Origin of the sequence: Pseudomonas sp. URIL14HWK12:I12 (assembly GCF_003097135.1) — a bacterium.
Taxonomy (GTDB): Bacteria; Pseudomonadota; Gammaproteobacteria; order Pseudomonadales; family Pseudomonadaceae; genus Aquipseudomonas.
This window is the reverse complement of sequence record NZ_QEQL01000012.1, coordinates 1-14359: the sequence shown is the minus strand read 5'-3', so window position 1 is coordinate 14359 and position 14359 is coordinate 1. Positions and strand designations below refer to the sequence as shown.

General features: G+C 61.2%; 13 protein-coding genes. 2 read left to right on the top strand and 11 right to left on the bottom strand.

What is annotated here, in order from left to right; all coding sequences use genetic code 11:
• The 11 genes from F474_RS22740 to F474_RS22305 form a co-directional block, all read right to left on the bottom strand.
• Window positions 1–1828: T6SS effector BTH_I2691 family protein (locus tag F474_RS22740; RefSeq protein WP_305887882.1), on the bottom strand; the 1828-nt coding region annotated here is incomplete at its 3' end.
• 97 nt (window positions 1829–1925) lie between these two features.
• Window positions 1926–3860 (bottom strand): DUF4105 domain-containing protein, encoded by a 1935-nt coding sequence (locus F474_RS22350; protein ID WP_097089748.1) that lies wholly within the window; start codon window positions 3858–3860, stop codon window positions 1926–1928.
• 20 nt (window positions 3861–3880) lie between these two features.
• Window positions 3881–4201, bottom strand: a complete 321-nt coding sequence (locus F474_RS22345) for a DUF2388 domain-containing protein (protein WP_097089751.1) — start codon at window positions 4199–4201, stop codon at window positions 3881–3883.
• Window positions 4202–4239: 38 nt separating this feature from the next.
• Entirely contained in the window at window positions 4240–4533 is a 294-nt protein-coding gene (locus tag F474_RS22340) for a DUF2388 domain-containing protein (protein ID WP_097089753.1), read from the bottom strand.
• Between the two features lie 118 nt (window positions 4534–4651).
• A complete protein-coding gene (locus F474_RS22335; RefSeq protein ID WP_097089755.1) occupies window positions 4652–4969 on the bottom strand; it encodes a DUF2388 domain-containing protein in 318 nt (105 codons plus the stop codon).
• Window positions 4970–5186: 217 nt separating this feature from the next.
• Window positions 5187–5399: a DUF1127 domain-containing protein gene (locus F474_RS22330; protein WP_097089757.1), complete on the bottom strand. Its 213-nt coding sequence runs from the start codon at window positions 5397–5399 to the stop codon at window positions 5187–5189.
• Between the two features lie 307 nt (window positions 5400–5706).
• Entirely contained in the window at window positions 5707–7215 is a 1509-nt protein-coding gene (locus F474_RS22325) for an acetyl-CoA hydrolase/transferase family protein (protein ID WP_097089758.1), read from the bottom strand.
• A 186-nt stretch (window positions 7216–7401) separates the two neighbouring features.
• On the bottom strand, window positions 7402–8838 hold the full coding sequence (locus F474_RS22320) for an NAD(P)(+) transhydrogenase (Re/Si-specific) subunit beta (RefSeq protein ID WP_097089760.1): 1437 nt from the start codon (window positions 8836–8838) through the stop codon (window positions 7402–7404).
• Window positions 8835–9155 carry an NAD(P) transhydrogenase subunit alpha gene (locus F474_RS22315; RefSeq protein ID WP_097089762.1) on the bottom strand — a complete coding sequence of 107 codons (321 nt, stop codon included), beginning with the start codon at window positions 9153–9155 and terminating at the stop codon, window positions 8835–8837. Before F474_RS22315 ends, F474_RS22320 begins: the two co-directional genes overlap by 4 nt.
• Window positions 9156–9165: 10 nt before the next feature.
• The gene (locus F474_RS22310; RefSeq protein WP_097089764.1) at window positions 9166–10287 is read right to left on the bottom strand and encodes a Re/Si-specific NAD(P)(+) transhydrogenase subunit alpha; all 1122 of its coding nucleotides are present in this window, start codon (window positions 10285–10287) and stop codon (window positions 9166–9168) included.
• Between the two features lie 342 nt (window positions 10288–10629).
• On the bottom strand, window positions 10630–11538 hold the full coding sequence (locus tag F474_RS22305; protein ID WP_097089766.1) for a LysR family transcriptional regulator: 909 nt from the start codon (window positions 11536–11538) through the stop codon (window positions 10630–10632).
• A gap of 144 nt (window positions 11539–11682) precedes the next feature.
• On the opposite strand from F474_RS22305, the gene F474_RS22300 reads away from it, so the two are divergent.
• Window positions 11683–12864 carry an acyl-CoA dehydrogenase gene (locus tag F474_RS22300; RefSeq protein ID WP_097089768.1) on the top strand — a complete coding sequence of 394 codons (1182 nt, stop codon included), beginning with the start codon at window positions 11683–11685 and terminating at the stop codon, window positions 12862–12864.
• 15 nt (window positions 12865–12879) lie between these two features.
• Window positions 12880–14103, top strand: coding sequence for a CaiB/BaiF CoA-transferase family protein (locus tag F474_RS22295; protein WP_176510743.1), 1224 nt, complete (start codon window positions 12880–12882; stop codon window positions 14101–14103).
• Window positions 14104–14359: the final 256 nt, after the last annotated feature.

Here is a 14359-nt window from a genome sequence, read left to right as displayed (position 1 = left end):
CGGCGCTTTCCAGCGTCCAGAGGGTGACGGTGATCAGCTTTTCGCTTTGCGTGGAAATGGCGGCAGTGAACGCTGCATTCATCACCGTGGCGCGCACTTTGGCCTGGCCGGGTTTGCGCAGGGTTTCATCCAGGGTCTTGATGAAGGCTTCGGTGCGGGTGCGCAGGGTGTTGTTGAGCAGTTTGAGGTATTCGCCTGCGGTCAGTTGCACGGTCATCGGGGTGAGCGATTGGCCGGCGTAGCGCAGCAGGGTGATGCTGTGCAGGTGGCCCACCAGCGCCTGGGCCTGCCGGCTGAGCCGGGGGCCGAGGGTGTGCTGGGCGTTGTTGGCTGCGGCGAGCAGGTGGGCGGTGGCGTTCTGCACTGCAGTGGTCATTAGCTGTTTGCCATCTTCGCTGGTGATCAGGCTTTTGACCGCGTCGTACACCTTGCCCAGGTCATCGCCCGCCAGGCCGGTTTTGACCTGTTCGTGCAGGGGCCCGTGCTTGGCCAGGAGGCTTTGGTAGAACAGGCTGCCGGTGTCTTCGAGCAGGCGCTGCCACAGGGCTTGGGTAGCGCCCAGCGCCTGATCTTCCGCGGGCAGCCGCTCGGTCGGGCCGCCGCCCAGCACGGCAGACACCATCAGGATGAAACCCTCGAGCGACCGCGAGCAGTCGGCGCTGTAGTCGTGTTCGATGATCAGGGCAAATAAAGTGTCAGTGCTGTAGTGCGCATAAAGCTCACCCAGCGCATCGACACTCTTCTGCCAGCGTTCAAGGTCGCGGTGGTAAGCCGTATCGAACGCCGCCCTTGCACGCTCGTCGTAGCGCTCTTCGAGCCGGGCCAGCGCTTCCTGTCGGTGCTGTGCAGTGACCACAGTGGCGTTCACTGGCGGCAGCGTTACCTTTTCGCCAAAGTAACCCGCGTTCCATTGCTCGCGGTGCGCACGCTCCTCTTTTATAGCCTGCTCAGCCTGCGCCTCGGCACTGCGCTCATAGGCCGTGCGCAGGCCGAGCAGGGTCTGCGAGGTGAAGTGTTCGAAACGCCGCTGCGGCTCGGCACGCCACTGCAGCATGGCCTCGAACCGCGCCAGGCGCTGGGCATTGAGCTCTTGCAGCACGCCAACGGGGTCGTCGAGGGTCAGCGCGAGCACGCCCTGGGGGAGGTGTTCACGTTCGATCAGCGTCTGGATGTACGCCTGGAATACGTGGGGCAGGCTCCAGCGAGCGCAGAAGCCGTGGGCGCTGGTGAAGTTATCGAGCTGCGGCGTGGCGAACTCCAGCACCGCCTCCAGGCCCACCTGCTCGGCCGTCATGGCGATGCCCAGCTGCGCCGGTTGCTCGCGGGCCAGCGCCAGGTCTATTTCGCGAAAGCGGGCCTCCAACGGCGAGCGGCCCCCGGCGATAGCGTGTTTATAACGGTCGAGCACTTCGGCAGGCCAAGGGTCGTTGGCAAAGGCCAGCCAGGCCTTGCTGTAGCGGGCTGTATCAATGTTGATGAACGAGGCCGGCAGGTGATGGTTTTCGCGGATGCAGTGCTCGGCAATGGGTGCTGGCGGGTCAAGCGGCATTTGCAGCGGCACGAACTGGCGCAGCAGGCCCTGCTCGGTCACGGCGTAGGCCTGCCACACCTGGGCGTCGAGCAGCACATAGAGGTAACCCTGGCGCAGGGTGCGCAACCGGCCCAGGCGAGCGGAGGTCACGTCGGCCTCGATGTCGCCTGCCGGCGGGGCGAAGGCAGTGCGCAGTGGCAGGATCGGCAGGCCGCTGCGCTGGCAGGTGGCGCAACGGCCGACCGGTATCGGGTCGTTCTCGGCCAGCAGGTTTTCGAGGTGGGAGTGCTGCTTCATGGCGGGGGGAACCCGTTCCGGCTGCTCGGGAGGCGCATGGGAGCATGCCGGGGGCGGGGGGGTGAATAGGCGCAGTTCTGAAACGACCTGCCCCAGGCTATAGCGTCAAACCACCGCTGGCCTTGTGCAGGTCACGTAGATGCTGGCCGATCAGCTTGAGATTGGCCTCACTGGCTTCGATGCCCTGCACTCGCTCAGGGCTTAGCAACGCACGGATCTCTTTGTCCAGGCTCACGTTGAGTTGCTGCAGCTTCTTCTGTCTCTCGCTGCTTTCGCGCTCAAGCCGCTGCCACTCGCTTTGCTGCGGTAGGCCATAGCCGTCACTGCCCAGCAGCTCCGCCGGGCGGCTGAGAAATCCGCTACCAGCCAGTATTGCCTCCAATGTGCCGTTGGCATTGGCCACGTTGGGGTCATTGGCGGCGCGGGCATTGAGGTAGCGTTGCTTGACCTCATCCTGCGCCAACAGCAGCTGCCGCCTGAAGCCTGCTTGCTCCAACAAGAGCAATGCGGCGCTGGCGCGCAGATCCGCCTGCTCGAACCACGGCCTGCGTGCTTGCGGGGCTTGTTCAAGCCACTGCTCCACGCTCTGCTGCTGGATCGGCAGGCGCTGGCGGACGACTTTGAACATCGCGTCGTAACGATCGCGATATGAATCGAACAGGTAGCCGCGGCGCAGCGCTTCCTTCTTGTCGTCCAGTACATGGGTGTCGGCAAGGCCCCGGCCCTGCAGTACCCGAAGCAAACCGTTAGGCACGATGCTGTCCAGGCCTTCCAGTGACCCTACGTCGGTTCCGCTGCGCAATAGCTTCAGGGTCTCCACAGCGCAGTTGTTGGAAAGGAAATAATAGTTGCCGTCGTAGCTCCAGTGCATCTCGGCGGCGTGGCGCACCAGGGATTCGATCTGGGCACGGTCGAGTTTGAGCGGTACCGACGCCAGGCTACGCAGCTCGATCTTGGTGTATTCGTCGATCACCTGATTCAGCGGCAGGACGAACAGCCGCGATGGGTACTGCCCATTCAGGCCGCCCCAGGTGGAAAGTTGCACGTCGTTGACGAAAGCACGGTAAGACAGCACCAGGCTCTGGTCCAGGTCCAGGCGGCAGTCAGGCCCGCGTGGGCGGCCAGGGGCACAGATGACCAGGCGCAGCATGCTGTGGCCCCAGCGGCTGACCCAGTTCTGGTTGGCTTCGGCCAGCAGGTAATCGACCTCGTAGACCCGTTCCGGGTCGATCTTGCCCAACGGCTCGCGAGCGAAATCGCTGCCAGCGTTGAGGTAGGGCAATGCCTGCGGGCATTGCTCGGCCTGCGCAGGTGCCCAGCCGAACTGAGCCTTGTACCAGGCGAAGAGTTCCGGCCGGCGGCAGGGGTAGCTGGGGTCGAGTAGGAAATACTCCATGTTGACCGCCACGAACTCACGGGCGTTGGTGGTCTCGTAAAGGTCCGGGCTGCGGGCGATCTGCCGGTTTTCTACCTCCCGAAGCCCACGTTGGCCGATTGATTGCGGCCAACCGGCAAGGTCCAGCAGGTGTGGGTCATCGCTGAGCGTGAAGCGACGGTCGGTTTGGCCCCGGCAATCGTCGGGCAGGCCCACGTCGCCACTGGCCTGCATCTGCCGCTGGCAGCGCAGGATCACCGCACGCTGCTGCGCCGGCCACAGGCGTGCGCGGTCATAGATGTGGGTGAGCTCATGCAGCACAGTGGCCAGTAACTCCTGGCGCACGGTGCCGTGGGGGCGGCCAGTCTGCTGCGTCGCCGCGCTGCCGTCGGCCAAGCCCGGCAACAGCTTCATATTGAGTTCAAGCTCCGACACTGGGCTGGCCTCGCCATAGGCCGCCGCTGGGAGCGTATCGGACCAGCGCACACTCACGGTGCGATCGAGCCGTTGCTTGAAGCTAGGCGGCAGGTGAGCCATGGCGTCGTCGAGCAAGGCCTGGCTGGCGCTTTGCTGCGCCGTGCTCAAACCCTCGGTATCCAGCTTAAGCGCCAGGCCGGCCATGGCGCTGCAGGTGCTGGCCCAGAGCGCTGCGCCCATTAGCCAGCCGAGCACGCGCCTCACAGTGCGAGGATGGCCTCTGCCAGCTGCTGGTCGCTGGCGCTTTGAGCTTCAGGGAGGTGCGCACGCAGGGTGTTGAATGCAGCTTCGAGCTGGGCACCGTGGTAGCCGCCGTCACTGGCAACGTAGCTGGCAGCGTCGTCCTTGGCAGCCATGACGACCTTGGAGTCGCGGATCGAGGTGGTCGTGTCTGAGGTGAAGTCGATCGAGCGGCCGAAGGCACGGACGATGATGTTACTGGTGGCCACCAGGGTGTGGGCCTGGGCGAGGTCAGCCACGGCGAGCAGGCCGAGGGTGGCTGCGATCAACGACTTGCGCATCTGGGGGTGTCTCCGGGTTTTGCTGTAACGAAAAGTGCTCATTGGACGAGGATGGCCTGCGCCAGTTCAAGGTCGCCCGCATGAAGTTTGGGTTGGTGTTCACGCAGGTGGTCAAGCGCGGCTTCCAGCCGGGCGCCGCGGACCTCACCGCCGCTGGCGATGAACACCGCGGCGTCGTCTTTGGCGGCGCTTACGAGCTTGTGCTCGAACGGGGTGCTGGTGAGCTTGCTGGTGACATACCCGCTGATGACCACGCCTTGTGTAGTGGTGTCGAACGCCTGAGCGCTGCTTGCCCAAGCCAACAGCAGGCAAAGCGATAGGAGTTTGCGCATCGAATAGCCAATTACTGTGAAACACGAGCCGCAAGGCTAGCGGAACGCTCTAAAGCGGGCTAGCCCTTCGGAAGGCTTGGGAAACATTAATGTACAAACTTTCATCACCTTGAAGCCTCTACTCGGCGGCGAGAATGGCCTGAGCCAGCGTAGCGTCTGAGGCCTGCAGCGTGGGTTGCTGTTGGCGAATGAAAGCCAGGGCGCTTTCCAGCTGTGCACCGCGCAATGCCCCCGAGGTGGCGACGAAGCTGGCGGCGTCCTCGCGGGCAGCGCGCACTATTTTATTGTCGCGCAGCGAAGAGGTTGCATCCGAGGTCGCGTTGGTACTGGCATTCACCCCGCGTACCAGCGCGTCGGTGGTGACCACGAAGCTGCTGGCTTGAGCGCCGCAGGAGAGGGCCAGCAGCAGGGCACAGGTGTAACGAATAACTTTCATGGATGTTGCCTCAAGATCGAAGGGGAGCAAGCCGCCTATTAGAGCGGGTTCGGCCTCAAGGTTCCAGAAAACAAGGGCTGCTATGAAACTGTATTGGTGTATTTCTTATATTCCGTAAACTGTTACGGCCGGCTGTGTTTCTCAGATAACAAAAAACCCGCATCGGCGAGGCCGTGCGGGTTTGAGGAACACCTTGCGAGCTAGGCTCGCACTGGCATCAGCGCCAGAACGGCTTGCTCAGCTCTTCGCAACGCTGCGACTCGGTGATACCGGCGTCGGCCAGAAGGCGAGCGTCCAGGCGAGCCAATTGATGGCGGCTGGCGATGCGGCGCTGCCACAAGCTGACGTTGGCGGCTACGCGGAGCATCAGCGAGGTAGGTTGAGCGGTGCGTTGTTTGAACTGAATGCCGGAACTGAGGGTACGTTCCATGGTGATCATCCTTCCGCTTTTGGCGGGGCTAGAGAAGTGTTGTGAACTTGGAGCAAATGATGCGCTTCCCGAGGCCTTCGCTAAAGGTACAGTTCTGCAATATTGTGGTCAGTCAGTCAGCTGTTATAGCGCCCTGTTGTGCTCATTTTGGGGCGAACTGTACTGGTGTGCACGCATATGGTGCATTTCTACGGGCAGCATAGCGCGGAGAGGTCGGAAAAGCTGTTTTTTGGCCGGTACAGTAGAACAGTTCATGCAAGGTGCGGCAGCGTGCCGCACCTATCACTCCAACTGTACTGTTGGCAGTTCATTGATCCGTGGGGGCTACTTCAAGCATACGGCCGGTTTCCTCTGCTCTGATGTGCCAAGCCAGTGCATCGCGTAGAACGTGCGGCGTATGACCGCCTCGTGCGCAGGCGCGCTCGAAGTAGTCATTCAAGGCAACTCGGTAACCCGGGTGCACGCAGTTATCGATGATCACTCGCGCTCGTTCCCGCGGTGCCAGGCCGCGCAGGTCGGCCAGGCCTTGCTCGGTCACCAGGATGTCCACGTCGTGTTCGGTGTGGTCCACATGGCTGACCATCGGCACCACGCTTGATAACGCGCCCGCCTTGGCTACTGATTTGGTCACGAAAATCGCCAGGTGTGCGTTCCGGGCGAAGTCCCCTGAGCCACCGATCCCGTTCATCATCCGCGTACCGCATACGTGCGTGGAGTTGACGTTGCCATAAATGTCGAATTCCAGCGCCGTGTTGATTCCGATGATCCCAAGGCGCCGAATCACCTCTGGGTGGTTCGAGATCTCCTGAGGCCGAAGCACCAGGCGCGATTTGTATCGATCAAAATCAGCGAATACCTGCTCATGCTTGGAGGCTGACAAGGTCATGGAGCTGCCAGAAGCAAACGCCAGCTTGCCCGCGTCGAACAGGTCGAAGGTGGAGTCCTGTAGCACTTCGGAATACATGCTCAGGTTTTCGAAAGGGGAATCCAGCAAGCCATGCATCACCGCATTGGCGATGGTGCCGATACCCGCTTGCAAAGGCATCAATTGCGGCGTCAGGCGGCCCTGCTCGACTTCGCGGGCGAAGAACGCCACCAGGTGATCGGCAATGGCCCTGGTTTCGATATCCGGCGGTTGCACGGTAGAAGGGGAGTCGGATTGCTCGCTGATCACGATACCGACGATCTTGGCCGGGTCGATCGGAATGGCGGTACCACCGATGCGGCTATCGGCGCGGAGCACAGGAATCGGCTGCCGGGTGGGGCGGTAAGTAGGTATATAGATGTCGTGCAACCCTTCAAGCGATAGCGGCTGCGACAGGTTGATCTCGATAATCACTTTCTTGGCCAGGATGGCGAAACTGGCAGAGTTGCCGACGGAGGTGCTAGGCACGATATGGCCTTCTTCGGTCAGCGCGATGGCTTCGACCACTGCGACGTCCACCGGATGGATCTGCCGGTTGCGTAACTGCTCCACGGTTTCGGACAGGTGCTGGTCAATGAACATCACCTTGCCTTCGTTGATGGCCTTGCGCAGCGTAGTGTCGACCTGGAATGGCATGCGCCGAGCCAGCACGCCTGCCTCGGTCAGTTGCTTGTCCAGGTCATTGCCCAGGCTTGCACCGGTCATCAAGGTGATTTTCAGTGGATGCTGGAGCGCGCGCTGTGCCAGCGCCTGCGGCACGGCCTTGGCTTCGCCGGCACGGGTGAAGCCGCTCATGCCGACGGTCATGCCGTCTTCGATAAAGGCAGCGGCGTCTGCCGCGGTCATTACCTTGCTCTGCAAGGCGGGCATGCGGATGCGGTCGGAGTACATGATTGTTATCTCGAAACACGGAAGCAGGGTGCGAAGTCTAGGGCTTGCGGCGGGTTTGCGTCCCGCTACCAAGGTCGTAAGGAGCGGCTCTAGGGCGGGCTTTTCCTGCAAAACACTATTGCAAGGGGCGTAAAAAAGCCCTGACCCCGATCAAGGGGCAGGGCCTTCGCCTGATTTTACCGAGCCTTATTCGACGGCCTTGACCATGTCCTCGATAACCTTCTTCGCATCACCGAACACCATCATGGTCTTGTCCAGGTAGAACAGTTCGTTATCCAGGCCTGCGTAGCCGCTGGCCATGGAGCGCTTGTTGACGATGATGGTGCGGGCCTTGAACGCCTCCAGGATCGGCATTCCGGCAATTGGCGATGTGGGATCGTTCTTGGCGGCAGGGTTCACCACGTCATTGGCGCCCAGCACCAGTACCACATCGGCCTGGCCGAACTCAGCGTTGATGTCTTCCATCTCGAACACTTGGTCGTACGGCACCTCGGCCTCGGCCAGCAGCACGTTCATGTGCCCAGGCATGCGGCCGGCGACGGGGTGAATCGCGTATTTCACCGTCACGCCTTTATGGGTGAGCTTCTCGGTCAGCTCCTTGAGCGCATGCTGGGCGCGCGCGACGGCCAGGCCGTAGCCGGGCACGATGATCACGCTGTCGGCATTGCCCAGCAGGAACGAGGCATCGTCCGGCGAGCCGGATTTGACCGGCCGTTGCTCCTGGCTGCCGCCGCTGCTGTTGGCGGTAGCCGCACCGCCGAAGCCGCCGAGGATGACGTTGAAGAACGAGCGGTTCATCGCTTTGCACATGATGTAGGACAGGATCGCCCCTGAGGACCCAACCAGCGACCCGGCGACGATGAGCATCGAGTTGTTCAGCGAAAAGCCAATGCCTGCCGCTGCCCAACCCGAATAACTGTTGAGCATCGACACCACGACCGGCATGTCGGCGCCACCGATCGGGATGATGATCAGCACGCCGAGTACGAACGCCAAGGCCAGCATCAGCGAGAACGCTGCATAGTTGCCGGTGAACATGAACACTAGCCCCAAGCCAAGTGTCGCCAGGCCCAATGCCAGGTTGAGCAGATGCTGGCCACCGAACTGCACCGGCGTGCCTTGGAACAGGCGGAATTTGTATTTGCCCGAGAGCTTGCCAAAGGCGATCACCGAACCGGAAAAGGTCAGCGCGCCGATGGCGGCGCCCAGGAACAGCTCCAGCCGGTTACCTGTGGGGATAGGGTCGCCCAGCAAGGCGACGATACCCAGCGATTGCGGCTCGACCACGGCCGCCACGGCGATGAACACTGCTGCCAGGCCGATCATGCTATGCATGAACGCGACCAGCTCCGGCATTTTGGTCATCTCCACGCGCTTGGCCATTACCGCGCCAGCACTGCCGCCGAGCAGCAGGCCGAGCATTACCCAGGCCAGCCCGGTGACGGCCAGCTCGCTGCCCAGCTTGAAGATCAGCGCTACGGTGGTGAGTGCGGCGATCGCCATGCCGGCCATCCCGAACAGATTGCCCCGGCGCGAGGTAGTGGGGTGCGAGAGCCCTTTGAGGGCCTGGATGAAACACACCGAGGCGATGAGGTACAGCAAGGTGACCAGGTTCATGCTCATGGCTTGTTGCCCTCGGCTTTCTTGTCTTTCTTCTTGAACATTTCAAGCATCCGCCGGGTGACCAGGAAACCACCGAACACGTTGACGGCGGCCAGCGCGACGGCGAGTACGCCCATCACTTTGCCCAAGGGGGTGACGGTCAGCGCCGCTGCAAGCATCGCGCCCACGATCACGATCGCCGAGATAGCGTTGGTGACAGCCATCAGCGGCGTGTGCAGCGCTGGCGTCACGTTCCATACGACGTGGTAACCCACATAGATAGCCAGCACGAAAATGATGAGGTTGTAGACCCCATGGGAAATCAGCATGTCTTCCATAGCGGTGCTCCTAGGCGTTCTTACGCACGGCCTGGCCATCGCGGCACATCAGGCAGGCGGCGACGATGTCGTCTTCCAGGTTGATGTTCAGGTTGCCTTGCGTATCGAAGATCAACCGAGTGAAGTCGAGCAGGTTGCGTGAATACAGCGCTGAGGCGTCGGCGGCCACCTGCGCAGCCAGGTTGCTGGGGCCGACGATGGTGACGCCGTTTTCCACCACCACGGTGTCGGCTTGGGTGAGCGGGCAGTTGCCGCCTTGCACTGCAGCAAGGTCTACGATCACCGCGCCGGGCTTCATCTGTGCAACCGTTTCGGCACTGAGCAGCGTCGGTGCCTTTCGCCCAGGGATCAGCGCGGTGGTGATGATGATGTCGGCTTGCAGAGCGCGCTCATGCACTGCCTGTGCCTGCCGCTGCATCCAGCTGGCAGGCATTGGCCGGGCATAGCCGCCCACGCCCTGCGCGCATTCGCGTTCCTCATCGGTTTCGAACGGCACATCGATGAACTTGGCGCCAAGCGATTCGATCTGCTCCTTCACTGCGGGGCGAACGTCGGATGCTTCGATCACCGCGCCCAGCCGTTTGGCCGTCGCAATGGCCTGCAGGCCTGCGACACCGGCGCCCAGCACAAGAACACGTGCGGCTTTGACGGTGCCGGCGGCGGTCATCAGCATCGGCATGAAGCGGGGGTAGTACTGCGTTGCCAGCAACACAGCCCGATAGCCCGCGATGTTGGCCTGGGACGACAACACGTCCAGGCTTTGTGCCCGGGACGTACGGGGCGCCGCTTCGAGTGAAAACGCCGTGACGCCGCGTGCTGCCATGCGGGCGATGTTGTCGTTGTCGAAGGGATTGAGCATGCCGATCAGCACACAGCCGGGATGGATCGAGAGCAATTCCGCTTCGGATGGAGCGATCACCTTCAGCACCACTTCAGCACCGAATGCGTCGGCGGCACTACCCAGTTGAGCGCCGGCTGCTTCATAGGCGGCGTCGGTAACACTCGCCGAATGACCCGCACCGCGCTCTACAGTGACGCGATGCCCGTGGCTGAGCAGTTTCTTGATCGTTTCAGGTGTTGCCGCTACCCGCGTTTCACCCGGGAACGTTTCGAGAGGGACGCCTATATGCACCTTTTTATTCTCCTGCGGTTTTTTTCGCGCAAACAGCCGCGCGCGCCGAGAGCGCGAGAGTGACCAATGTTAAGGGTCGAGGCCGGTCCGAGGAGCCGGGAAGCTGCATTGTGCGTATGAAAGTAAGAAAGTTGCAACTGCGGAGTTTAAATTGTTTTAGTTAAGGCGACTGAAAAAGCTGCCGACTAACCTAACACTCTGTTTTATAAGGATAAATATCTAGATTTTCCCATTCTGTCGGTATTTTAGATAGCGCATGCCATACCGACTTTTATAGCTCCTATTCTTGGCTGGAATTGATGAGGTTATAGCTCCTATTCTGCCGAGTTATTAGTTGATTAGTTATGGGAGCGATGCGTCGATGGAATAGCGGCCAGCACTTTCGATCAGCCAGTCTCTGAAACTTCTGACCAAGTTGTTCTGCGTCTTTCGTTCCGGCACCATCAGGTAATAGGCTTTTTCGCTGGGTGCTGCAGCTGGATGCGCAATAACCAGCTGACCACAGGCCAGCTCGCGTGAGATGAGAAAGGGCGGGATAAGCGCGATACCCATGCCATGGGTGGCAGCCATGGCCAGCATCGAAAACAATTCATAGCGGGGGCCGGTCATGTCGCGGCCAATCTGCAGCCCGCAGTGATTGAACCACTGCCGCCACGCATAAGGGCGGGTGCTCTGCTGGAGCAGTGGCCGTGCGGCGATCTCGTTGGGGGGCAGCGTTGTGCGACCTTCGAGCAAAGCAGGGCTGCAGACGGGCACGGCGTCCTCTGCCATCAGGCGGTGTGCCTGTGTACCTGGCCAGTCGGCGTCGCCATAGTAGATAGCAGCATCGAAAGGGGTATCGGCAAACAGGAAGGGGCGTGTGCGGTTGGTCAGGTTCACCACCGCCTGCGGGTTGTGTTGCTGGAACTCGCCCAGCCGGGGTAGCAGCCACTGCGTGCCGAAGGTCGGCACCACCGCAAGCTCCAGCGCGTCGCTCCCTTGTTGGCCCATGATCGACAAGGTGTCGCGCTCGACAGCATCGAGCTGTTCACTCACCCGGCGGCTGTAAGCCAGCCCGGCCTCGGTGAGCTTTACCCCTCGGCGCGTACGCTTGAACAGCTCGACGTTGAGAAACGCTTCAAGGCTCGCTATCTGGCGGCATACCGCCCCTTGGGTGAGCGATAGCTCCTGCGCCGCCCGTGTGAAGCTCTCGTGCCGGGCGGCTGCCTCGAAGCTCACCAAGGCAGCCGTGCTAGGGATCTTGCGGCGCATGGGGCCGTACCTCTGCGTGTGATGTGCTTGGGTTGTGCGCTTTTCGGAGTGAGAAATCAACACAACAGGCTGCAATTTACTCGTTTGAGCAGACGAGCATGCTTGGCTAGGCTTCAGCCACTGACTTTTACGAGGTGACTGCAGATGGCCGGCAAAGCGAGTTTCAACTGGGCTGATCCACTCCTGCTCGACCAGCAACTGAGCGATGAAGAGCGCATGGTGCGTGACAGCGCCGCTCAGTTTGCTCAGGAGAGCCTACTGCCCAGGGTGCTGGACGCCTTTCGCAATGAGCGCACAGACGTTGCGATCTTTCGAGAAATGGGCGAGGTAGGCTTGCTGGGTGCCACCTTGCCGGAGCAATACGGCGGCAGCGGCCTGAATTACGTGTGCTATGGCCTCATAGCCCGCGAGGTAGAGCGTATCGACTCGGGCTATCGCTCCATGATGAGTGTGCAATCCTCACTTGTGATGGTGCCGATTCACGAATTCGGGAGTGAGTCGCAGAAACAGAAGTACTTGCCCAAGCTTGCGGCAGGCGAATGGATAGGCTGCTTTGGCCTTACCGAGCCTGACCACGGTTCAGACCCAGGTTCGATGGTGAGCCGTGCCAAGAAGGTAGAAGGTGGTTATCGCCTGAGCGGCAACAAGATGTGGATCACCAACAGCCCTATTGCAGATGTGTTCGTGGTCTGGGCCAAAGACGACGCGGGCGATATCCGCGGGTTCATCCTCGAGAAAGGTTGGGAGGGCCTTAGCGCCCCGGCGATTCATGGGAAGGTAGGGTTACGGGCTTCCATCACGGGTGAAATCGTCATGGACAACGTATTCGTGCCGCAAGAGAACGCTTTTCCAGAGGTGCGCGGCTTGAAGGGGCCTTTCACGTGCCTGAACTCAGCGCGGTACGGCATTGCCTGGGGCGCCTTGGGCGCTGCGGAACATTGCTGGCACACAGCACGCCAATACACCCTGGACCGCAAGCAGTTCGGCCGGCCGCTGGCGGCGAACCAGCTGATACAGAAAAAGCTTGCCGACATGCAGACCGAGATCACCTTGGCATTGCAAGGCTGCCTGCGCTTGGGGCGCATGAAAGACGAAGGCACGGCCGCTGTGGAGATCACCTCGATCATGAAGCGCAATTCCTGTGGCAAGGCGCTGGATATCGCCCGGCTGGCTCGCGACATGCTCGGCGGCAACGGCATCAGCGACGAGTTCGGAGTTGCTCGGCATCTGGTCAACCTTGAAGTCGTCAACACCTACGAAGGCACCCACGACGTGCATGCGCTGATTCTCGGCCGTGCGCAGACCGGCATCCAAGCGTTCTTCTAATAAAGGTGGGGGTGAATGATGGGGGCATTGAGCGGGGTACGGGTGCTGGACCTGTCGCGAGTGCTCGCTGGGCCGTGGGCCGGTCAGACGCTCGGCGACCTGGGCGCACGCGTGATCAAGGTCGAAAAGCCCGGTAGTGGCGACGACACCCGTGCGTGGGGGCCGCCTTATTTGAAAGACGCCGAAGGGCAAAGCACCGGCGAGGCGGCTTATTACCTTTCCGCCAACCGTAATAAAGAGTCGGTGACGATCGACTTCACCCATCCCGAGGGGCAGCGCCTGGTGCGTGAGCTGGTGCTGGGCTGCGATGTGTTGATAGAGAACTATAAAGTAGGTGGGCTGGCGGCTTATGGGCTCGACTACGCTAGCTTGAGGGCGCTGAACCCACGGCTGATCTACTGCTCGATTACTGGTTTCGGGCAGACCGGGCCCTACGCGCGCCGTGCAGGCTATGACTTCCTGATTCAAGGGTTGGGCGGCCTGATGAGCATGACGGGCCGGGCCGAGGACGAGGCGGGCGCAGGCCCGGTAAAGGTCGGGGTTGCCCTGACGGACATCCTGACCGGCCTATATGCCAGCGTGGCGATCCTTTCTGCGCTGCAGTCTCGCCATGCCAGCGGTGAAGGCCAGCATATAGATATGGCATTGCTGGACGTTCAGGTGGCTTGCCTGGCCAACCAGGCCATGAACTTCCTGACTACGGGGGTGGCACCGCGACGGCTGGGCAATGCACACCCTAATATCGTGCCGTACCAGGATTTCCCCACCGCCGATGGCGACATGATTCTCACCGTGGGTAATGACAGCCAGTTCCGCAAGTTTTGCCAGGTAGCTGGGCGCGGTGAGTGGGCGGATGACCCTCGGTTTTCCACCAATGCTGCGCGGGTAGCCAACCGGGCGGTGCTGGTGCCGATGATTCGGCAGGTCACAGTGTTCAGGGAAACGGCTGAATGGGTCGCAGCGCTGGAAGCGGCGGGCGTACCCTGCGGGCCGGTCAATGACCTGGCCCAGGTGTTTGCAGACCCCCACGTACAGGCCCGCGGCCTGGCGATCCACCTCCAGCACGCGCTGGCCGGTACGCTGCCGCAAGTAGCGAGCCCTATTCGGCTCTCCGGCACACCCGTGCAATACCGGCACGCCCCTCCATTATTGGGTGAGCATACCGAGGCGGTGCTGAGTGAACTGCTGCAGCTGGATGCTGGCCGGTTGGCCGCTTTGAAGGCAAATGGCGTTATTTGAAGCTTTTATGAAAATAAGGGTTGACGCCTGTTCTGAGCCCCTTATAATGCGCCCCACTTCCAGCGACAACGGAACGCTAAACTCCTTGAGATTCAACGAGTTAGCGATTTTGAAGAGGTTGGAAGTGCTTCAGTCTCCGGATTGAACGCGGTGAAAAAGGTGGTTGACAGCAGGTTGTAACGCTGTAGAATTCGCCTCCCGCTTCAAGAGGCAGCGAAGCGAGTCAAGTGGTTGATGTTTCAAGAGTTTAACGAAA

Coding starts and splice junctions, on each gene's coding strand:
- F474_RS22350 (WP_097089748.1), bottom strand. CDS start 3,860: ATGGGCGCAGCGCTCTGGGCCAGCACCTGCAGCGCCATGGCCGGCCTG.
- F474_RS22345 (WP_097089751.1), bottom strand. CDS start 4,201: ATGCGCAAGTCGTTGATCGCAGCCACCCTCGGCCTGCTCGCCGTGGCT.
- F474_RS22340 (WP_097089753.1), bottom strand. CDS start 4,533: ATGCGCAAACTCCTATCGCTTTGCCTGCTGTTGGCTTGGGCAAGCAGC.
- F474_RS22335 (WP_097089755.1), bottom strand. CDS start 4,969: ATGAAAGTTATTCGTTACACCTGTGCCCTGCTGCTGGCCCTCTCCTGC.
- F474_RS22330 (WP_097089757.1), bottom strand. CDS start 5,399: ATGGAACGTACCCTCAGTTCCGGCATTCAGTTCAAACAACGCACCGCT.
- F474_RS22325 (WP_097089758.1), bottom strand. CDS start 7,215: ATGTACTCCGACCGCATCCGCATGCCCGCCTTGCAGAGCAAGGTAATG.
- F474_RS22320 (WP_097089760.1), bottom strand. CDS start 8,838: ATGAGCATGAACCTGGTCACCTTGCTGTACCTCATCGCCTCGGTGTGT.
- F474_RS22315 (WP_097089762.1), bottom strand. CDS start 9,155: ATGGAAGACATGCTGATTTCCCATGGGGTCTACAACCTCATCATTTTC.
- F474_RS22305 (WP_097089766.1), bottom strand. CDS start 11,538: ATGCGCCGCAAGATCCCTAGCACGGCTGCCTTGGTGAGCTTCGAGGCA.
- F474_RS22300 (WP_097089768.1), top strand. CDS start 11,683: ATGGCCGGCAAAGCGAGTTTCAACTGGGCTGATCCACTCCTGCTCGAC.
- F474_RS22295 (WP_176510743.1), top strand. CDS start 12,880: ATGATGGGGGCATTGAGCGGGGTACGGGTGCTGGACCTGTCGCGAGTG.